The organism is Nitriliruptor alkaliphilus DSM 45188, from assembly GCF_000969705.1.
GTDB lineage: Bacteria > Actinomycetota > Nitriliruptoria > Nitriliruptorales > Nitriliruptoraceae > Nitriliruptor > Nitriliruptor alkaliphilus.
The window spans coordinates 2920509-2942202 of sequence record NZ_KQ033901.1 but is presented as its reverse complement, the minus strand read 5'-3'; the positions used below and the strand labels follow the sequence as shown (position 1 = coordinate 2942202).

The window sequence follows — 21694 nt, the reverse complement described above, 5'->3', positions numbered from 1 at the left end:
GAACACGCCAGACTAGCCAGCGTCCAGCTGCGCGGGGCGGCCACGCCCGGACCCGGCCGCTGCGAGCGCGGCCCGCGCCGCGTCCTCGAACCTCGTGGTCTCGAAGGCGAAACCTTCGTCGAGCAGGCGTCGCGGGAACCCACGTCGCCCCGTGAGCGCGAGGGCGGGGTCCGACCCCATCGCCCAGGCACCGAGGCGTGTGGCCACCGCCGGTGCTGGGAGGCCGACACGGCGCCCGAGGAGCTGCCGGTAGGTGCGCATCATCTCGGCGTTGGTCACCGGCTCCGGCGCCGTGGCGACGTAGAGGCCGTGGACGTCGCCCTGGTCGATCGCCCGCAGGATGATCCGCAGCAGGTCGGGAAGCGCGAGCCAGGACACCCACTGGCGACCGCCCGCGACGGGACCGCCGAGGCCGAGGCGGCACAGCTGCCGCAGGCGGGCGGTCGCAGGATCGTCGTCCCCGCCGAGCGCGATCCCGGGGCGCAGCAGGACCGTCCGCTCGATGCCGCTGCTGGCCTGCCGGAAGGCGGTCTCCCAGGCCAGCGCCACGGTGACCATCTGCCGCGGCCCGATGCCGGACGGCAGCACCGATTCGTCGAGCAGCGTGTCCCCGCTGTCCCCGTAGATGGCCAGCGTCGACAGCTGCACCCACACGGCGGGCGGTCGAGCACACGCGCGGACCGCCTCCCCCACCACACGTACGGGCTCCACCCGTGAGCGGATCAGCTCGTCGACGTTGCGGCGGGTGGGCCGCGCGTCGACCCGCTTGCCGGCGAGGTGCACCACCGCGTGGGCGCCATCGAGCTCGGCCGCCCACGGACCGAGGCCGGCGCCGTCCCAGTGGACATGCCGGACCCCGTTCACCGTGGTGGCGCTGCCGCGGGTGAGCACGACGACGTCATCCCCACGATCGGCCAGCGTGCGGGACAGGTGCCGACCGAGGTAGCCGCTACCACCGGCCAGCACGATCCGGCGCCCCAGCGGCCCCTCGATCATCGGATCCCCGTTCGGTTCCGGTCCGGCAGGCCAGGCACGGTAGGCTCTCCCGGCCGTTGGTGGGTCACTGGCGCCCCGCCGCGCGATCGTCCGTGTCCTTCTCGATCCGTTGGGGGTGCCGTGGGAACGCCATCGTCCGTGTCCGTCCGGAACAACGTCGCCGGAGAAGGCGCCGCTGCGCAGGGGCTGTACGACCCCGCCTTCGAGCACGATGCCTGCGGGGTCGCGTTCGTGGTCGACGTCCACGGGCGTCGCAGCCACGAGATGGTGCAGCGCGGCTTGACGGCCCTGCACAACCTCGACCACCGCGGGGCGACCGGTGCCGAGGACAACGTCGGCGACGGCGCCGGCATCCTCATCCAGGTCCCGGACGCGTTCCTGCGTGAGGTGTGCGAGTTCCCGCTACCTCCGGCGGGCACCTACGCCATCGGTGCCGCGTTCCTCCCTCAGGACCCTGCCGAAGCGGACGCGGCGGCCAAGGCCGTCGACGCGATCGTGGCCGACGAGGGCCTGCGGGTCGTCGGGTGGCGCGACATCCCCGTCGACAACTCCGCGATCGGATCCATGGCTCGTGACGTCGAGCCGACCTTCCGCCACCTGGTGGTCGCCGCCCGCGAGGGCGACCCGGAGCTGTCCGGTCTCGACCTCGAGCGACGTGCGTTCGTCCTGCGCAAGCGCATCGAGCACGAGATCGGCACCGGTGCACCAGCAGCCGGCGACACCGCGAACACCGTCTACTTCCCGTCGTTGTCGGGCCGGACCCTGGTCTACAAGGGGATGCTGACCAGCACCCAGCTCGGCGACTTCTTCCTCGACCTGCGCGACGAGCGGCTCGACAGCGCGCTCGCCCTGGTGCATTCGCGCTTCTCGACCAACACCTTCCCGTCGTGGCCGCTGGCCCACCCCTACCGGGTGATCGCCCACAACGGCGAGATCAACACCGTCATGGGCAACCGCAACTGGATGCGGGCGCGTGAGGGCTCGCTGTCGAGCCCGCTGTTCGGTGACGCGCTCGAGCGCGCCCTGCCGATCATGACCCCGGGCGCCTCCGACACCGCCAGCTTCGACGAGTGCCTCGAGCTCTTGCACCTCGGCGGCCGGAGCCTGCCTCACGCCGTCCTGATGATGATCCCCGAGGCGTGGGAGAACCACGAGTCGATGTCGGACCTGCGACGCGACTTCTACGGCTTCCACTCGGCCGTGATGGAGCCGTGGGACGGCCCCGCGTCCATCGCCTTCACCGACGGGACGGTCATCGGTGCGGTCCTCGACCGCAACGGGCTGCGTCCCTCGCGGTACTGGGTCACCGAGGACGGCCTGGTCGTCATGGCATCCGAGGTCGGCGTCCTCGACATCGACCCCGCGTCGGTGGTCACCAAGGGCCGTCTGCAGCCGGGCCGGATGTTCCTGGTGGACACCGCGCAGGGGCGCATCGTCGACGACGAGGAGCTCAAGGCCGAGCTCGCCGGTGCACAGCCCTACGGCGAGTGGCTGGCCGACGGGCTGCTGCACCTCGAGGACCTGCCCGATCGGGACCTGCTCACCCCCCAGCACGCGTCGATCGTCAAGCGTCAGCGGACCTTCGGTTACACCTCCGAGGAGATCCGCGTCATCCTCGCGCCGATGGCCCGCATGGGCTACGAGCCGATCGGCTCGATGGGGACCGACACGCCGATCGCGGTGCTCTCCGAGCGGTCACGGCTGCTGTTCGACTACTTCAGTCAGCTCTTCGCGCAGGTCACCAACCCGCCGCTGGACGCCATCCGCGAGGAGCTGGTCACCTCGATGGCCGGCACGATCGGACCGGAGGGAAACCTGCTCGAGCCAGGGCCGGACTCCTGCAAGCAGATCGTCCTGCCGAAGCCGGTGCTGTCCAACGAGGATCTCGCCAAGATCCTCTACATCGACGAGGACGGCGAGAACCCGGGGTTCAAGCCCTTCGCGATCGACGGGCTGTACCCGGTGGCCGAAGGCGGCGACGGGATGCGCCGCGCGCTCGACGAGGTGTGCGCCAAGGTCAGCGCCGCCATCGAGGACGGCGCCCGGATCGTCGTGCTGTCCGACCGCTACTCGAACGCGGAGCTCGCGCCGATCCCGTCGCTGCTGCTGACCGCGGCGGTCCACCACCACCTGATCCGCGAGAAGACCCGCACCAAGGTCGGGCTCGTCGTCGAGGCCGGCGACGCCCGCGAGGTGCACCACATGGCGCTGCTGATCGGGTACGGCGCAGCCGCCATCAACCCCTACCTGGCCTTCGAGACCATCGACGACCTGATCCGCGAGGGCATCCTCACCGGCATCGACCACGACGAGGCGGTCCAGCACTACGTCGACGGGTGCACCAAGGGTGTGCTCAAGATCATGTCCAAGATGGGGATCTCGACGGTCGCCTCCTACACCGGAGCGCAGGTCTTCGAGGCGGTCGGCCTGTCGCAGGACCTCGTGGACCGCTACTTCGTGGGCACGTCCACCAAGCTCGGCGGCATCGGTCTCGACCAGATCGCCGAGGAGGTCGCCCAGCGCCACCGCTTCGCCTACCTCGACAACCCCGAGGACGTCGCCCACCGCGACCTGTGGGTCGGTGGCGAGTACCAGTGGCGGCGCGAGGGTGAGCTGCACCTGTTCAACCCCGCCACGGTGTTCAAGCTGCAGCACGCCACCCGCGAGAAGCGCTACGAGGTCTTCAAGGAGTACACCGAGCTGGTCGACGGCCGGTCGGCGGCGCTGATGACCCTGCGCGGCCTGTTCGGCTTCAAGGATGGCGTGCGCCCGCCGGTGCCGCTCGACGAGGTCGAGCCGGTCTCCGAGATCGTCAAGCGGTTCTCGACCGGCGCGATGAGCTACGGCTCCATCTCGGCCGAGGCCCACGAGACGCTCGCCGTCGCGATGAACCGCCTCGGCGGCAAGTCCAACACCGGCGAGGGCGGCGAGGACCCGGACCGCTTCACCCCGGACGAGGACGGTGACCTGCGTCGGTCGGCGATCAAGCAGGTCGCCTCGGGCCGCTTCGGGGTCACGGCCGAGTACCTGACCAACGCCGACGACATCCAGATCAAGATGGCCCAGGGCGCCAAGCCCGGTGAGGGCGGCCAGCTGCCGGGCCAGAAGGTCTGGCCGTGGATCGCCAAGACGCGGTACTCGACCCCGGGTGTGGGGCTGATCAGCCCGCCACCGCACCACGACATCTACTCCATCGAGGACCTCAAGCAGCTGATCCACGACCTCAAGAACGCCAACCCGTCGGCCCGGGTGCACGTCAAGCTCGTCGCCGAGGTCGGGGTCGGCACCGTGGCCGCCGGCGTGTCCAAGGCCAAGGCCGACGTGGTGCTGATCTCGGGCCACGACGGCGGGACCGGTGCCTCGCCGCTCAACTCGCTCAAGCACGCGGGTGGGCCGTGGGAGCTCGGCCTGGCCGAGACCCAGCAGACGCTGCTGATGAACGGCCTGCGCGACCGCATCGTGGTCCAGGTCGACGGGCAGCTGAAGACCGGCCGTGACGTGGTCGTCGCCGCCCTCCTCGGGGCCGAGGAGTTCGGGTTCGCGACGGCGCCGCTGGTGGTGTCGGGCTGCATCATGATGCGGGTCTGCCACCTCGACACCTGCCCGGTCGGTGTCGCCACCCAGAACCCCGAGCTGCGCGCCAAGTTCTCCGGCAAGCCGGAGTTCGTGGTCACCTTCTTCGAGTACATCGCCGAGGAGGTCCGCGAGCTGCTCGCCCAGCTCGGGTTCCGGACGCTCGACGAGGCCATCGGCGCGGTCGACGCGCTCGACATCGCCGACGCGGTCGAGCACTGGAAGGCCAAGGGCCTCGACCTGTCCCCCATCCTGCACGTGCCGACCTCGCCCTGGGAGCAGGACCGCTACAACACCAAGACCCAGGACCACGGGCTCGACAAGGCGCTCGACAACCAGCTCATCGAGCTGGCCGAGCCCGCGCTCGAACGCGGCGAGTCGGTGACCATCGAGCGACCGATCGCCAACCTCAACCGCACCGTCGGCACCCTGCTCGGTCACGAGCTGACCAAGCGGTACGGCGGGCTCGGGTTGCCCGACGACACCATCGACGTGACCTTCCGCGGGTCGGCCGGCCAGAGCTTCGGTGCGTTCGTGCCGCGCGGCGTCACCCTGCGGTTGCACGGCGATGCCAACGACTTCGTCGGCAAGGGCCTGTCGGGCGGCAAGCTCGTGATCCGTCCGCCCGACGAGGTGCACCCGGACTTCGTCGCCGAGGACTCGATCGTCGCGGGCAACGTGATGCTCTACGGCGCGACCGGCGGGCACGCCTACGTCCGCGGCGTGGTCGGCGAGCGGTTCTGCGTCCGCAACTCCGGCGCAACAGCGGTGGTCGAAGGTGTCGGGGACCACGGGTGCGAGTACATGACCGGCGGCCGGGCCGTCGTGCTCGGCGAGACCGGCCGCAACTTCGGTGCCGGGATGTCGGGCGGCATCGGGTTCGTCTACGACCCCGAGGACCGTTTCCACCGCCGCGTCAACCTCGAGATGGTCGACCTCGACCCGCTCGACGAGGCGGACAAGGCGTGGCTGCGCGACGAGATCCGCACCCACCTCGAGCTGACCGGGTCGGCCGTCGCACAGCGCCTGCTGCAGCGGTGGCACCGCGAGGTGCGGCGCTTCGTGAAGGTCATGCCACGCGACTACAAGCGCGTGCTCGAGGCGCGGCGGCTCGCCGAGGAGGAGGGCCGCGACGTCGACGAGGCGATCATGGCCTCGGCACGCGGCTGACCCGGCCCCCCTCAGGGCTCGGACGACGGTAGGACCCCGTGTGACGCGGGTGAGACGACGAGGTGGAGCAGACGATGGGTGACGTGCGCGGCTTCCTGAAGCACGAACGTGAGCTGCCGGCGACCCGGCCGGTCGACCAGCGCGTGACCGACTGGCGTGAGGTCTACCTGCCGTTCGCGCAGGACAAGCTGCAGACCCAGGCCAGCCGGTGCATGGATTGCGGCATCCCGTTCTGCAACGACGGCTGCCCGCTCGGCAACCTCATCCCCGACTGGAACGACCTGGTCTACCGGGACCACTGGAAGCAGGCGATCGACCGGCTGCACGCCACCAACAACTTCCCGGAGTTCACCGGCCGGCTGTGCCCCGCGCCGTGCGAGGCGGCGTGCGTGCTCGGCATCAACGAGGACCCGGTCACCATCAAGCAGGTCGAGGTGACCATCATCGACCGCGCCTGGAACGAGGGCTGGGTCGCGCCGCGTCCGCCGTCGGTCAGGACCGGGAAGCGTGTCGCGGTCGTCGGGTCGGGTCCGGCTGGCCTCGCCGCCGCCCAGCAGCTCACCCGCGCGGGGCACGACGTCGTCGTCTTCGAGCGTGCCGACCGGATCGGGGGCCTGCTGCGCTACGGCATCCCAGAGTTCAAGATGGAGAAGCGGCACGTCGACCGGCGCATCGCCCAGATGGAGGCCGAGGGGACCGAGTTCCGCACGGGGGTGAACGTCGGCGTGGACGTCACGGCCGACCAGCTCCGGGCCGAGTTCGACGCCATCGTCCTGGCCGGCGGCTCGACGACCGCCCGCGACCTGCCCATCGAGGGCCGCGATCTGGACGGCATCCACCAGTCGATGGAGTTCCTGCCCTGGGCGAACAAGGCGCAGGAGGGCGACCTCGCCGTCGACGAGGTGCCGATCTCGGCCGCCGGGCGCAAGGTCGTGATCATCGGCGGTGGCGACACCGGGGCCGACTGCCTCGGTACCTCGCACCGTCAGGGGGCCGTCTCGGTCCACCAGTTCGAGATCATGCCGCGGCCACCGGACGAGCGGCCCTCCGCCAACCCGTGGCCGACCTGGCCGATGAAGTTCCGCACGTCGTCGGCCCACGAGGAGGGCGGCGAGCGGGTCTACAGCGTCAACACCGAGGCGTTCCTCGGCGACGAGGACGGGCGCGTCCGGGCGTTGAAGGCCCACGAGGTCGAGTTCGTCGACGGCCGGTTCCAGCGCATCGAGGGCAGCGACTTCGAGCTCGAGGCGGACCTGGTCCTGCTCGCGATGGGCTTCGTCGGTCCCGAGCGGGGCGGCCTGCTCGACCAGCTCGGGGTGTCGCTGACCGACCGCGGCAACGTCGCGCGGACCGACGACTACGCGACCGACGTCGACGACGTCTACGTGTGCGGCGACATGGGCCGGGGCCAGAGCCTGATCGTGTGGGCCATCGCCGAGGGGCGCGCCTGCGCCCGCACGGTGGACGAGCAGCTGATGGGCCGCTCGGACCTGCCGGCTCCCATCCCTGCTTCGGCCGTCCCGCTGCGCTGACCGGCCCGACCTGCCACGGCGCGGCACCGCGGACGTACCGCGGGTAGCGGCCTCGTTGAGAGGGCGCAGGCTCGCACGTGCACGAAGGCCCCGGCCCACCCGCCGTGTGTCCTGGACCCCGAAGTCGAGGATCGGGCTGTCGTCGGACCGCCCCCCGCCAGCCCCTGCTGGTGGTGTCGGAACGGCAGCACCTGTTCCCGCGTGACCTCCACGTCAGCTCCTGCCTCCTCGGTCCCCGTCCGCACGCAGGTGCGCCCCGTTGCCGACCGCGTAGGCCTCGGCCAGGAGCGCCGCGAACCCGTCGTCGAACTGCTCGGGCCGTTCGATGCGGTAGCTGTGCACGAACAGTCGCTGCGTGTACGGCGTCACCGCGCCGATGCGGGGGTCGTCCTCGACCCGCCGTTGGAGGTCGAGGTAGCCACTGAGCACGCGCTGGCGTGGCGTGAGACCGGCGAACCCGCGCCGCTCACCGCGGAGGGTGATGGCCGTCGCGGTCACCCGGTAGGTGAAGGGACCGCAGCCCTCGGCCAACGCGATGACCTGGCGGTACAGGTCGACGATGTGCGCTGGCTTGCCTGCCAGGTGCCGTTCCACCGTCCAGTTGCCGTCCACCACCACGCTGCCTCCTGTCGCCGTGCCACCATGCTGCCGGAGTCCGCGGACAGCCGCCGTCCGCGGTCCCCTCACCAGCCGGCGAGGAGCAACTCGTCGTGGAGGGCGGTGGCCGCCGGGTAGGTGGCGACGAGCAGCTGATGGGCAGCTCGGACCTGCCGGCTCCGATCCCTGCTTCGGCCGTCCCGCTGCGCTGACCGACGCCGGCCTGCGGTCAGGTGCCAGGGCGCGTCGCCGCGCGGTGGACCGCGTCCGTCATCGCGGTCGACGCCCGTTCGAACTGCTCGACCGGCACACGCTCGTCGGCCCCGTGGAACGTGGCGACCTGTTCCGGTGTCAGCACCAGCGGGACCCACCCGTAGGCGGTCGCCCCGCGGCGCCGGAAGAAGCGCAGGTCGGTCACACCGGGGGTGAGCGAGGCGACGGGCAGCGGGCCGTCGGGTAGCGCCGCCGACACGTCCGTCAGCAGGTCGAACAGGTCACCGCGCGGGCTGACCGGGCTCGACCACCGCTGCTCGGCGGCGACGGTGACACCGTGCCGTTCCCCCACGTCGGACAGCCACGACAGCAGCGCATCGACGTCGGTGTCGGGCAGCAGCCGGGCGTCGAAGGTGACCTCGGCGCTGCCGGGTACCACGTTGTGTTTGTACCCAGCGCGGACCTGGGTCGGCGTGACGGTGTCGGCGAGGAGGTGACCGAGGACGGCGGAGGTGGCACGGATCCGCGGCGCGAGGACCCGGACCGCGGCCGCTCCGGCCGGGCCGGCCAGGAGCTGGAAGGCGCGCCGCTGCGTGCCGGTGGCCACCCCGGCGAGGGCCGCGAACTGGTCGCGCATCACCGGGTGCAGTCGAGCGGGTCGCGGTCCGGACACCGCGGTGATGAACCGGACGAGACCGGCGATCGCCTGATCGGCTGGCGGCAGCGAGCCGTGACCGGCATCGCCCGTGGCGCTGGCCCGCAGCCACAGAGGGGACTTCTCCCCGACCACGATCGGCATCAACGGTCGGTCGAGCACACCGGCGAGCCCGAAGCCACCCTCCCCGAGCACCTCCGGAGGTGGTGCCGTGTCGCGGAAGCCGACCCGGACGGGGTGGTGGTCGACGAGCCACTCGGCCCCCTCGGCGCCGCCGGCCTCCTCGTCTGCGACCAGGACGACGAGCACCTCCCGTTCCGGTGTGGCGCCCCCCGTGGCCAACGCGACCGCGGCCTGCGTGTGGAGCACCGCGACCGACTTCATGTCGAGGCTGCCACGCCCCCACAGCTGACCGTCGTGGACCTCGCCCCCGAAGGGGTCGTGGGTCCACCGGTCCTCCTCGACGGGTACCACGTCGCTGTGCGACAGCAGGACCAGCGGCGGCCGGTCCGTCGGCCCGTCCAGACGGGCGATCAGCGACGGCCGCCCCTGCGGGCTGACGAGGACCTCGGTGTCGAGGCCCGCGGCGTCGAGCGGCTCGCGGAGGAGGTCGGCGACCTCGCCCTCCCCGTCACCGGGTGGGTTGACGGAGGCGATCCGCACCAGCGACGCGAGCAGCTCGAGCCCCTCCACACCGCTCTCCGGACCCAGGACGATGGACGCGCACGATCCTGCCACAGCGAGCAGGTGCGCGGCGCGGCTGCGGCCGGGTGACCTAGCCTCCCGGCCCCACGGAGGTGACGATGGCGGCCCTGAAGGACAACGTCGACGCGCAGATGGTGGACGCGCTCGCCGACGAGTTGGCCGCGGCCTGGCCCGACCTCCCGCGGGGCGAGTTCGTCGCGCAGGCCACCGCGGGGCTGGACGGACTCGAGCTCAAGGGCCGGATCCGGCAGGTCGCGGTGGCGTTGCGTGCGGCCCTGCCCGACGAGGTGACCGAGGTGGTCGCGGTCCTGGATGCGGCGCTGCGGTCGCCGTCCTTCTCCGGCTGGATGGTGTGGCCGGTCGCGGAACTCGCCGGCGACCTCGGCCCCGATCACCCGGAGCTCGTCCTGCCGTTCATGGCTCGCCTCACCCACCGGTCATCGTGCGAGTTCGCCATCCGTCCCTGCCTCGAACAGCATCCCGAGCTGACCTTCCGCCACCTCACCGCGTGGGTCGCCGACCCGGACGAGCACGTCCGCAGGCTGGTCTCGGAGGGCACGCGCCCACGGCTGCCGTGGGGCACGCGCCTGCGCACCCTGCAGCAGGACCCCTCGCCGTCGATCGCGCTGCTCGATCGGCTGCGCGACGACCCGTCCGAGTACGTGCGACGCTCGGTCGCCAACCACCTCGGTGACGTCGTCAAGGACCACCCGGACCTGGCCCTCGCGACCGCGCGACGGTGGCGAGCCGAGGGCGGCGACCACGTCGCGAGCGTGATCCGCCACGGCCTGCGGACGCTGATCAAGGCCGGTGACCCGGCCGCGCTCGAGCTCATCGGCTACGCGGCGGACGCGCCCGTCCACCTCGAGCGGGTCTCGATCGCTCCCGACCGTCTGGCGATCGGCGGTCGGGCCTGGCTGGAGGTCGAACTCACCACGGACGGGCCGGCCCCGGTCCCCGTCGTCGTCGAGTACCTCGTGCACTACCTCGGTGCCCGCGGGCCGCGCAAGCCCAAGGCCTACCGCCTCGCAGAACGTGTGCTCGAGCCGGGCGTGACGTGCCGACTGCGCCGCACCCAGCGGTTCGATCACGCCTCGATCCGCACCCTGTACCCCGGCGAGCACGTCATCGAGGTCCAGGTCAACGGCCGCGTGCTCGGCTCGTGCCGGCTCCGACTGGAGGAGACCGAAGTGGCCAGCGCCAAGCGATGAGCCGGTGACGGTCATCACCCGCCGCCCGGAGGTCCTTCCTCCGACCCGTCCAGGACCCGCTGCGCCACGGGGTCGGGGACCTCGGCGTGGTGGTCGTAGGCGAGCTCGGCCGAACCCTGTCCGCTGGTCAGAGCGCGCAGGTCACCGGCGAACGTGGTGAGCTCGGCCTCCGGTACGTGGGCCTCGATCCGCGACCATCCGATCCCAGCGGCGCTGGTGGCGACGATCCGGCCCCGGCGGGACGACAGGTCCGACAGGGCAGCACCGGTGAGCTCCTCAGGGACCGTCACGCGTACGGCCGAGATCGGTTCGAGCAGCACCGGATCAGCCTGCTCCACGGCTGCTCGGAAGGCGAGGATGCCGGCCATCTGGAACGCCGCATCGGACGAGTCGACCGCGTGGTGCTTGCCGTCGACCAGCCGGACGCCGACGTCCACGGCGGGGAACCCGCCGAGCGGTCCCGACCGCATCGCCTCGATGACCCCCTTCTCGACCGACGGGACGTACGAGCTCGGTACGACGCCGCCGACGGACACGTTCTCGAAGACGAAGCCAGCGCCGCGCGGTCGCGGTTCGAGCTCGATCGTGGCGATCGCGTACTGCCCGTGGCCGCCGCTCTGCTTGACGTGCCGCCCGGTGCCCGAGGCCGCACGGCGGATCGTCGAGCGGTAGGCGACGGGTGCGGGGCGGGCCTCGACGTGCACCCCGTGACGGCGCGCCAACCGGGCAGCGGTCACCTCGACGTGGGTCGGACCGAGGAAGGTCACGACCCGGGCCCCGGTGTCCGCGTCGTGGGTGACGCCGATCGCTGGGTCCTCCTGCACGATCCGCTGCAGGGCGACCGTCAGCTTCGCGTCGTCCCCGGAGGCGGTGGGTTCGAGGACCACGCGGTGCAACCCCGCCGGAGGTCGCGGGACGTCGAGCTCGGTGTCGAGCGGCTCGGCCGACAGCACGTCGCCGGTGCGCACGTCACCGAGCTTGCCGACGGCGACCAGGTCGCCGGCCGCGGCACCGTCCACAGGGAGGTGTTCACCGCCCCGCAGGCCGAACAGCTGGTGCAGTCGCTCCCGGCTGCCGGTGCGTCGCAGCACCAGGTCGTCGTCGGGACGCAGGTGGCCGGACAGGACCCGCAGCAGGTTGATGCGGCCGACGTACTGGTCGGAGAAGGTCTTGGCCACGAACACGGTGGTGGGCGCGTCGGCCGACAGGACCGGTTCGACGTCCGCGGGCGACGGGCACTCCTCGACGATGAACCGCAGCAGGAGGTCCACGCCGATGTCGTGCCGCGCCGAGGTGCACAGCACCGGGAAGAACGCGCCACTGGCGATCCCGTGTGCGAACCCGTCGGCGAGCTCCTCCAGCGTCGGCTGCTGGCCGTCGAGGTAGCGCGTGAGCAGGTCGTCGTCGGTCTCGACGATCGCTTCGACGAGCTGCTCGTGGTGGCGGTCGGTACGCGCGTGCTCGTCGTCGGTCAACGGCAGCTCACGACGCAGGCCGTCGTGCTCCTCGACGGCGACGACGTGCAGGAGATCGATGACGCCCTCGAAGCGGTCGTCGTGCCACAGCGGGACGTGCACGGGCGCCAGCGGGGTGCCGTGGCGGGCGGCCAGCTCGTCGACCGCTTCCTGGTAGCGGGCCCGTTCGAGGTCGAGCTTGTTGAGCAGCACCACCCGGGGCAGACCTCGCTGCTCGCACGCGCGCCACAGCTCGAGGTGCTGCGGCTGGACACCGACCGTGGCGTCGACGACGAACAGCGCCGTGTCCGCCGCGAGCAGGGCGGGGTAGGCGTCACCGAGCGCCTCCGCGCCACCGGGCGCGTCCAGGACGTTGAGCTTGTGCCCCTCGAACTCGAAGGTCACCAGCGACAACGACAACGAGTGGCCACGCTCGATCTCCTCGGGCTCGACGTCCACGATCGTCGGCCGTGCGTCGCGGGCGACCGGGTGACCGGCGGCGCGCAGCATCGCCTCGACCAGCGTGGACTTGCCCGTGCCGGTGTGCCCGAGCAGGAGCACGTTGCGGATCCGCTCCGTGGGCACCACCGTCATCCCGACCCCTCCCACCGTGGCCGCAACCGTCGCGCCCGGACATCGAACCACGGGAACGCGAGCGGGCGCCACCGTCGAGGTGGCGCCCGCCGTGCCGCGCGGTGGGACGGTGGCCTCAGCCCCGGCCACCTCGCGGCTTGAGGATGAACAGCCCGCGGTCGATGCTGCCGACCGCGACGACGTTCTCCTGCGAGAAGTACGGGTAGTTGCTCCACGTTCCGCCCTCGAACGTGGGGTTGTCGTTCTCGGGGTACACGTCGAAGTAGGCGATCTCGCTGATCCCGGCACCGGCGATGTCGCTGGCGTCGTAGATCCGCAGCCCCGTGGTGTAGTTCGAGGCGTAGACGCGGTCACCCTTCGTGTACAGGTTGTGGTCGATCGACGTCGTGTCGTTGACGAACACCTGGTGCACGAACGGTGCCGTGAGGTCGCTGACGTCCCACACCCGGGTCGTGGTGTTCACGCCGGCGAGGAACTCGTCACCCTCGTCGCCGTGCAGGAACCACCGCTTGTCCTCGGTCAGCCAGCCCTGGTGGGAGTACCCCGACCCGTCGTACTCGAGCCGCGACAGCGACACCGGGTTCGACTTGTCGGTGACATCGACGATGGAGACGTAGTTGCGGCCCTCGAGCTCGTAGGCGATCCCGTTGGAGTTGAAGCAGATCTCCCGACCCTGGTAGTTCGCGTCCGGACCGTCGTAGACCACGCACTGGGTGTCGTGGATGTAGCCGTGGTCGTCGAAGCAGCCGGCGTAGGTCGGGTCCTTCGGGTCGTTGATGTCGATCATGTGCAGCCCGGTGCCACAGTCGGGACCGGTCTCGTCCTTGGCCGAGATACCGCCCGAGGCGTCGAGCCCATCCTTGATGATCGCGCCGTCGTGCTGGCTGACCCGCACCGCGGGGATCGTGATGCTGTCGTCGGTGCCACCCAGGTTCGCTGGGGGCCCCGGCTGGTTGTCGACGATGACGATGGCGATCGCCCCGGCGTCCTGGGCGTTCTTGGCCTTCTCGGTGAACACGCACCCGCCGCGGTCGGCGATGGCGATGGCGCCCGCCGGGAAGTCGACCAGGACATCGCAGCCCTCGGAGCCGAGGCCCGACTCGGCGTCGACGATCGCGAAGTCCCCGGTCAGACCCTCCTCGGTCGGCGCGGGACCGAAGCTGGCCCCAGCCGCGTCGTAGACCCCGGCGGCCGACGACGGCTCGTCGACGGTCACCTCGTACGGCGCACCGAACGGACCGGCACCGACCGAGTACAGGAAGCCGGTGTCCTCGTTGATGTTGATGTTGTGGGCCGAACCGTGGCCGGTGTACCACGCGTCCATGTCGTAGGTGGTGTAGGTGCCGTCCCAGTCCCGCAGGCGGGTCAGGTCGAAGACCTGCACGCCGTGGTTGGTGTGCTCGGACACGACGTAGGCGTGGTCCGCGTAGACCTTGATGTCACGCCACGACGAGCCACCGAAGGTCGAAGCGGTCGGCAGCTTGCCCAGCACGTCAGGTCGCTTGGCGTCGGAGATGTCGACGAAGACCGTCCCCGTCGACGACCCGACCAGGGCGTAGTCCTTCCCGCTCTGCGGATCGGTCCAGCCCCAGATGTCGTTGACGAACACGGTGCCGAGCTCCGCGTGCGAGACGTGGCTGAGCATGTCGACGCCGTCACACGGGAAGAAGTCGGCCGCCATCCCGTTCCGGCAGGGCGCGAACGTCGGCGGGGCGTCGCTGTTCGGGTTCGCCTTCGACGCGTTCGATCGTGGACCGGCCGCTTCACCGGCCTCCTCCTCGTCCTCGTCGAGCCAGTCACGGGTGAGCTTGACGTCCACGCCCTCGTACTTGTCGGGGCACGCGGCCTCCGCGGTCGGCAGGATCGAGGCGAAGACGTTGACGGCGGCGAGGACCGACCCGAGCAGGCCGGTGGCGGCGGGCTGGGCGATCGCGCAGGAATCGTGGGCATGGGCTGGCTTGGGACTGAGGACCGCCAGCGCGAGCGCCATGGCGATGGTCAGCCCGATGCTGATCGGGCGTTGCAGTGTTCGAGACATGCTCGCTCCCAGGGGGACATCGCGACGGGGGCCCGTCGCGGACGCCGCTTCCAGATCTCCGGTCCGAAGCGGTGGCGAGGTGGCCCTCGCCACCCGGGTGAACCTAGGTAGGTCGGGTGTCATCCTGAAGGGCCAGTTCAACTCGCCGCTCGGCCACGTGCCATGACCCGCGAGAGGTGCTATGAAGCGCGCCCCTCGTGCCCGCCGGATGGGAGACCGACGTGACGACGGCCGACCGGTCCTCACTTGAACGCAAGGCGCACGTCCGGGGCTCTCGGGACTGGAGCCACCGGCTCGCGGGGGCGCTGCTGCTGGTCGTCGGTGGGCTCAACGTCGCGTTCGGCGTCGCCAACTCCCTGACCGATCAACTCCGGCTGAGCGCCGGTGTCGCGGGTGGCCTCATCGTCGCGGGCCTGGTCACGGCAGCGGTCGGGGTGCTCGTCTGGCGGGGCAGCCGCGCCGCGACCTTCGGAGCTCTCGTCGTCTTCGTGATGCTGCTGATCTTCCAACTCAGCGAGGTGGCCGCGGGCTCCGGTGGCGACCCCGGCGGCGTCGCCGACGAACCCACCGCACGCTTCGTGGTCCTCGGCCTGCTGGTGGTCAGCCTCGCCGTCGCCTCGCTGCGGGGCCGTCACCGGCGGCGCTCAGGGGCTGCGGTCCGGTCGTAGGGGCTCGGGGTTCGGCAGGATCCACTCCGCGTGCCCCCACCACGGCACCTGGACCGTCGACAGGTCGAGGTCCGGGTCGACGATCGGGACCGGTGTGCGGCCGTTGAGCGCCACCGACGTGTCAGCTCGCACCTCCGCGCCGCCGTACAGGTCGGACAGGTGGTGGGCGAACCGCGCCAGCCGTTCGGGGTGTCCCGGCAGCCGCCGGAACTGCGCCTCGCTGAGGTGGTCGAGCGGGTCCTCGACCCACAGGTCGCGACCGTCGTCGACGGTGAAGGTGACGGTGCCGGACTTGGTACGCAGCATCATGTGCCACGCGAACCGGTGACCCTCCTCGGTCCAGTTGGCGTCACCGGGGATCGCGAGGTGGCGCAGCGGCACCAGGAGTTGCACCAGGATCCAGACCGCCAGGATGGCACCGACCGCCGGGGACAGCCGTCGTCCGTGCGGCGCCGGCCTGGTCCCGTCGAAGGTGGCAGGTGCGGTCACCGGTCCCTCGCGCCGCGGCGCCGACGCCGGATCGACGGGGGCTGCGCCACCGCGACCTCGTGCCCGCCACCGATCACGGACCCGCAGCGGCCAGTCGGGGTCGAAGAAGATGGTCGTGGCCACGATCATCAACCACGGGAACACGAACAGCCCGAACAGCCGAGCGTTCAGCAGGTGGAAGGTGACCGCGATCACGAAGGCGGGCACGCGCGTGCGCCGGTGGAGCAGGAACCCCACCACGGTCAGATCGAGCAGCAGCGAGCCGTAGGCCGCGAACCAGACCACCGGCTCGTTGGTGAACCAGCGGCCGATCACCTGGACGTCGGTGCGAGCGGCGAGCCACATGCGGATCGGCTCACCGGCGAACCAGTCGGCGTTGAGCTTGGCGATCCCTCCGTACACGTACGGCACCCCGAGCTGGAAGCGCAGGAACCACAGGATCCAGGCCGGTTGGGTCGTCGAGGCGAGGTGCGGACGCCGCCGGGCATCGAGCGACCACATGCGGTGCGTCGGCAGGACGATCAACCACAGCGAGAGCATGGAGATGAGGTACTCGTGGTTCTGGAAGAACGACGAGTCGAGCAGGAAGACGTAGGTGGTCAGGGCGAACAGGGTGGCGGCGGCCCACCGGTACCAGAGGCCGAGGGCGATGAGCACGCCGGCGATCCCCTTGACCACGTAGACCAGGTGCATCGTGTACTCGCCCGGCAGAGGGCGGACGAGGCCCCAGGGGTCGTAGGCGAAGTTGAAGCTCGGTTCGACGTAGTACGAGGTGACCAGCTGCGGCAGGTACAGCCCGACGTCGATGACCATGAACACGCCGAACGCGATGCGCAGCAGCGCGATGCTCGCGCCGCTGACCGGCCTCGCCGCGGCGTCGAGGATCGGTCGTCGCATCCTGGGCCACCCCGTCGGTCGTCGTCCGCCCCACCCGGAGCCTACTTCGGAGGGGCGGCCACCCGATCCGCCTCAGCCCTCCCGGGCGACGTCCGCCAGCACGGATGCGTCGAGGACGTCACCGCGTTCCGGGTCTCACGCGCTCCCGGGGAGCAGGCCCTCACGGACCGCGACGGCGACGGCGCCGGCCCGGTTGCGGACGCTGAGCTTGTCGTACAGCTCCTGCGCGTACGCCTTGACGGTCCGCTCCGTGACACCGAGGTCGGCGCCGATCTCCGCGTTGGTCTTCCCCTCGGCGATGCCCTCGAGGACCTGCTGCTGGCGCGGGGACAGGTGAGGCCCCGTGTGCACCGTGGGCGCGGGGAACACCATGGTCGCGTCATCCCCGTGGAGGGCGGCCGGGTCCTCCAGGGTGGCGGCGAGCGTGCCGAAGCTCACCACGTCGCCGTGGCGGATCACGTGCGGCCCCACGATCGTCTCGTCGTTGACCGTCGTGCCCCCCGACGATCCGAGGTCGGTCACGGTGACGGTCTCGCCACGCATGTGGACCTCGGCGTGGACCCGCGACACCCGCGGGTCGGAGACGACGTACCCGTTGTCGCTCCCCCGCCCGAGCGTGGCCACCGGCTGGTCGAGGCGGATCCGCAGCCCCGCCAGCGGACCCTCACCGAACTGCAGCGTCGGGACGGGGACGATCGGTCGGGCCTTCTGGACGTCGCTCACGGTGGGGCCTCCTCAGGCCACGGCGTGACCACGAGGCGCAGTCTCCACCACCGCTGAGAGCCCCGCACCCTGGCCGCGGACGCGGGCTGCCACGGGCCGGTGGTGCCGCGACCGGTTCCGTGCGGCGAGCGCCACGCCCGCAGGAACCGGGGTGGTAGGTGGCGAACCGAGGTGGGGACAGGTGACATGACCCCCGGGGGAACCGATGCTGACCACGTCCCGACCGCCCGCCGTGCTCGTCGCCACCGTGACGGTGTTCGCGCTGGCCCTGGCACTGCTGACCGCTGCGAGCGCGCCGCCGACCACACGGGCGCCGGCCACCACGGTGGACCCGGCACTGGCAGCGCAGCTGCTCGGTGCCGATGGCGTCCCCCTCGACGTGACGGCCACGGCGATCGTCGCCGCCCACGACCGCTCGGGACTGGACGCCATCGAGGCCACCGGCGTCACCGGTGCGCGGCTCGAGGCGTTGGCGATGCTGCTGGTCGAGGAGCTCACCGGCCCCCAGCTGGTGCACCTGCGTGCCATGGACGAGGTCCGCAGCGTGTGGGCGCAGGAGGAGTTCGAGCTCCACATGCAGGAGTCGACGTGGGTCACCGGGGCCCGGGACGTGTGGGATGGGGTCGGTGACGTCCGGGGGTACACCGGTGACGGGGTGGAGCTGGCCGTCGTGGACACCGGGGCCGACGGGACCCACCACGACTTCGGCAACCTCGTCGAGTTCTGCAACGCCAGCGCGACCGGAACCATCGGCCTCGTGGCGTGCACCGACCAGCCGGAGCTCGCCGTCGACGACAACGGCCACGGCACCCACGTGGCGGGCACGATGGCCGGCACGGGTGAGGCCAGCGGCGGGATGGACGAGGCGCACGCCACCATCGGCATGTCCCCCGACGCCAGCATCCGCAGCTACGCGGCGAACGTCGCCGCGTCCCTGCTCAACACCGACATCCTCGCCGCCTACGACGACCTCATCACCAAGAAGCTCTCCGGCGAGAACGACGTCGTTGCGATCAACAACAGCTTCGGTGGCAGCATCGGCGCCGACTACAACCCCGACGACCCCCAGCAGATCGCCTACCGGACGGCGAACGAGGCCGGCATGCTCCCGGTCTTCAGCGCCGGCAACTCGGGCCCGGAGGACAACACCCTCGGGGTCCAGTGCCTGAACCCGTACGTGCTGTGCGTCGGCGCCTCGACGAAGACCGACGGCATCACCGCGTTCTCCTCGGTGGGTCGTCCCGCCGCTCCGCACCCGGTGGCACCCGGTGACGCGAGCGACGACGAGGACGATGCGCCGACCGCGTTCGACAACCACGATCGCCGCCTGGCGCGGGCGTTCGACCTCGGTGTCTACCGTCCCGGCATCGTCGCGCCCGGGGCCGTCATCAACGCCATGAGCGCCAACGCCGTCGCCTGCCGCACGGGGATGCCCGCACCTAGCGGGTGCTACGAGGAGCTCCAGGGCACGTCGATGTCGGCCCCGCACGTGACCGGCGCCGCAGGCCTGGTGACCGAGGCCTTCCGTGACGCCCACGGCCGCGACCCGAGTGCCGACGAGCTGCTCGACATCCTCGAGCGGTCGGCCATCACCCTGCCCGGCCACCCCGCCGAGCAGCAGGGCGCGGGTCGCCTCGACGTCGTCAACGCCGTCGAGCTGGCCCTGGCCTACCAGGGCGACGGCCTCAGCGAGCCGGACTGGGTCCCGGTCGGCACGCCGGCGCCGAACTACGCCGCCGGTGCGCACCCGGGTGGTGACACGCTGATCGCCGAGCAGGTCGGTTGCACCGGTGCCGGCAGCTTCAGCCTGAAGGATCAGGGGGGCGTGACCACCTTCGCGGTCCCGTCGGGTGTCCACGAGCTCACCGTCGACGTCGACTGGGGCGCGTACCACCCGGATGCGAACCTGTACGTCGAGCTGTTCCGTCCGGGTCACGACCCGGCGCGCTCCACCGACGAGCCCGGCCCCACCCGGACCTTCCCGGTCGCCGAGTCGGCGGGGCTGGTCCACACCGACCCCATCATCGACCCCGTCGGTCCTCCCGCGACGAACCGATCGGTGTCCTTCGCGGGGGCGGAGGGCGGCGAGTGGTCCCTCCGGGTGACCCACCGCATCGGTGGCACCATCCAACCCTGCCAGGACAGCGACAACACCGAGGACACCGCGCGCGCCGAGGGCTTCAGCTACGACGTCGCGGTCCACGCCACGCAGGTGAGCGACCTGCCGGCGACCACGCTCCACCGCGGCGACGCCGACGGTGACCAGGTCGCGCTGTTCGGCAGCGCCACCTACCCCGATCCGCTCGAGGGTGTCACGACCTGGGCCGCGCCGCGCAGCCAGCTCGACGCCGGTGGTGAGGTCGAGATCGCCGAGACGCTGTTCCTCACCGGAGGCCCCGGTGACCTGGTGACGATGGAGGGATCCTTCGGTCCCGAGGAACCGGACGGTGAGCCGCCGGCGCTGCAGAGCACCGAGACCTCGCTCGCCAACGACGACCTGCCGTGGAACCCGCTCGCCATCACCTGGCACGGGGAGTTCTCCGGCCGGATCGACGGCAACCTCCAGCTCGACTGGTGGTGGGCGACCCCGAACCCGACGGGTCAGCAGATCGGGGTGGAGGCGCACGTCACGGTCTTCGCCGACCCCGACCCGGACGGAGGCGAACAGCCCGAGCGGGTCGTGGCCCGCCAGGAGATCCGGCTGGACGTCGGACCCGACGCCGGTCCCGTCCAGAACCACAACACCGTCTTCGTGCGGGGCACGTTCGAGGAGACCCTCCAGATCCAGGTCTCGCCGGTCTTCGTGGACACCGGGCCCGGACTGACGGCGTTCTACGGGGCGGCGTCCACCCCCTCGTCCTTCGGCATCCCCGAGAGCGGCGAGGGTGAGGTCGCGGACACCGCTGCGCCACAGGACCTGCGGGTCACCGACCTCCAGGACGGGCTCCGTCTCGCCTGGGAGTCCGTCGACGGGGCGGAGGGCTACGCCGTCCACCGCTCGACCGACCCGCGCTTCGACACCGATGCGGCCACGCTGGTCGCGCAGACCGGTGGCACGGTGTGCCAGTCACCGCACGCGCCGACCTGGCCCGGCGCGAGCCGAGGAGGGCTGTGCTTCGTCGACCAGGACGTGACGCAGGGCACGACCTACTACTACCGGGTCGTGGCCCTCCCGGACGGTCAGCCAGGCGAGGCGTCGCTGCTCGGGTACGGGACCCCGACGTTCCCCGACCGACAGACACGCGTGCGGGTCGACCGCGTCTTCGGACCGGGCTACTGGGAGGATGCGTCGCTCGACGATCACCGGGCGATGCGGTGGAGCCACCTGTGGGACCGGCGTGGCCTCGAGGGGACCGACGAACCTCGGGCGCGGGTGTTCAGCCAGGGCGTCGGGAGCCTCGCGGTCACCGAGACCGACCCGGGCGAACCGACCGATCCGGGTGAACCGACCGATCCGAGTGGGCCGACCGATCCAGGTCAGCCGCAGCAACCGGCGGGTCCGGACGAGGCGCGCAGCACCGACCGCGTCTGCGACGACGCCGGCGCCTACCGCAACCCCTACTCGGACCTCCCTGGGGCCAACACCCACTACCGCAACATCCTGTGCATGACCGATCACGGCATCGCGCGGGGGTTCCGCGACGGCACCTACCGACCGCCAGCGGACGTGACCCGCGATCAGATGGCGACCTTCATCGCGAACATGATCGAACTCGAGCGGGAGCTGCCCGAGGCTCGTGGGCGCTTCAGCGACGTCGGTGAGGAGAGTCCCCACGGGGAGAACATCAACAAGCTCGCCCAGGCCGGCGTCGTCGAAGGGCGGGGTGGCGGCACCTACGCGCCACGCTCCCCCGTGACCCGCGACCAGATGGCCTCGTTCATCGCCCGAGCGATCGACTACGTCGATGACGGACGCGTGAACGGCTCGCAGCCACCGGGCGCGAAGGAGGGTGGCCACTTCCCGGACGTGCCGCCCGAGAACGTCCACAGCGACCGCATCGACGCGCTCCGCGAGCAGGGCATCACGCTGGGGTACCGCGACGGCAGGTACGGGCCTCGCGACCACACGCGTCGCGACCAGATGGCGTCGTTCATCATGCGGGCCTACGACTACATCGACGAGATGACCGGCTGAGGCACGCCGGGACGAGGGCAGCTGGCCGTCGTCGCTCGACACAC

At 71.3% G+C, this 21694-nt stretch carries 12 protein-coding genes; 5 read left to right on the top strand and 7 right to left on the bottom strand.

Annotation, left to right across the window (positions count from 1 at the left end; genetic code table 11):
- Positions 1 to 12 precede the first annotated feature (12 nt).
- Positions 13 to 996: an epimerase gene (locus NITAL_RS13770; RefSeq protein ID WP_211262404.1), complete on the bottom strand. Its 984-nt coding sequence runs from the start codon at positions 994 to 996 to the stop codon at positions 13 to 15.
- 138 nt (positions 997 to 1134) lie between these two features.
- Here NITAL_RS13770 and gltB point away from each other — a divergent pair, with 138 nt between their 5' ends.
- Together gltB and NITAL_RS13760 are read left to right on the top strand one after the other, a co-directional pair.
- Entirely contained in the window at positions 1135 to 5739 is a 4605-nt protein-coding gene (gene gltB, locus NITAL_RS13765; RefSeq protein ID WP_052666830.1) for a glutamate synthase large subunit, read from the top strand.
- 74 nt (positions 5740 to 5813) lie between these two features.
- Positions 5814 to 7271: a glutamate synthase subunit beta gene (locus NITAL_RS13760; RefSeq protein ID WP_052669679.1), complete on the top strand. Its 1458-nt coding sequence runs from the start codon at positions 5814 to 5816 to the stop codon at positions 7269 to 7271.
- Between the two features lie 213 nt (positions 7272 to 7484).
- Here NITAL_RS13760 and NITAL_RS13755 read toward each other — a convergent pair whose 3' ends face one another.
- Positions 7485 to 7889, bottom strand: a complete 405-nt coding sequence (locus NITAL_RS13755) for a DUF5655 domain-containing protein (protein WP_052666829.1) — start codon at positions 7887 to 7889, stop codon at positions 7485 to 7487.
- A 208-nt stretch (positions 7890 to 8097) separates the two neighbouring features.
- Positions 8098 to 9429, bottom strand: coding sequence for a M20/M25/M40 family metallo-hydrolase (locus NITAL_RS13750; protein ID WP_052666828.1), 1332 nt, complete (start codon positions 9427 to 9429; stop codon positions 8098 to 8100).
- A gap of 110 nt (positions 9430 to 9539) precedes the next feature.
- Between NITAL_RS13750 and NITAL_RS13745 the strand changes: the two genes are divergently transcribed.
- A complete protein-coding gene (locus tag NITAL_RS13745; protein ID WP_052666827.1) occupies positions 9540 to 10652 on the top strand; it encodes a DNA alkylation repair protein in 1113 nt (370 codons plus the stop codon).
- A gap of 14 nt (positions 10653 to 10666) precedes the next feature.
- Here NITAL_RS13745 and NITAL_RS13740 read toward each other — a convergent pair whose 3' ends face one another.
- Together NITAL_RS13740 and NITAL_RS13735 are read right to left on the bottom strand one after the other, a co-directional pair.
- Positions 10667 to 12700 carry an elongation factor G gene (locus NITAL_RS13740; protein WP_052666826.1) on the bottom strand — a complete coding sequence of 678 codons (2034 nt, stop codon included), beginning with the start codon at positions 12698 to 12700 and terminating at the stop codon, positions 10667 to 10669.
- A 115-nt stretch (positions 12701 to 12815) separates the two neighbouring features.
- Complete coding sequence (locus tag NITAL_RS13735) at positions 12816 to 14738, bottom strand: choice-of-anchor B family protein (RefSeq protein ID WP_052666825.1); 1923 nt, start codon at positions 14736 to 14738, stop codon at positions 12816 to 12818.
- A gap of 221 nt (positions 14739 to 14959) precedes the next feature.
- Here NITAL_RS13735 and NITAL_RS13730 point away from each other — a divergent pair, with 221 nt between their 5' ends.
- A complete protein-coding gene (locus NITAL_RS13730; RefSeq protein WP_157041827.1) occupies positions 14960 to 15406 on the top strand; it encodes a hypothetical protein in 447 nt (148 codons plus the stop codon).
- Here the strand turns inward: NITAL_RS13730 and NITAL_RS13725 are convergent.
- Positions 15383 to 16792, bottom strand: coding sequence for an HTTM domain-containing protein (locus NITAL_RS13725; RefSeq protein ID WP_052666823.1), 1410 nt, complete (start codon positions 16790 to 16792; stop codon positions 15383 to 15385). The genes NITAL_RS13730 and NITAL_RS13725 overlap by 24 nt on opposite strands.
- A gap of 135 nt (positions 16793 to 16927) precedes the next feature.
- Positions 16928 to 17515, bottom strand: a complete 588-nt coding sequence (locus tag NITAL_RS13720; RefSeq protein ID WP_052666822.1) for an FHA domain-containing protein — start codon at positions 17513 to 17515, stop codon at positions 16928 to 16930.
- A gap of 232 nt (positions 17516 to 17747) precedes the next feature.
- Between NITAL_RS13720 and NITAL_RS13715 the strand changes: the two genes are divergently transcribed.
- Positions 17748 to 21650 (top strand): S8 family serine peptidase, encoded by a 3903-nt coding sequence (locus NITAL_RS13715; RefSeq protein WP_211262403.1) that lies wholly within the window; start codon positions 17748 to 17750, stop codon positions 21648 to 21650.
- Positions 21651 to 21694 lie beyond the last annotated feature (44 nt).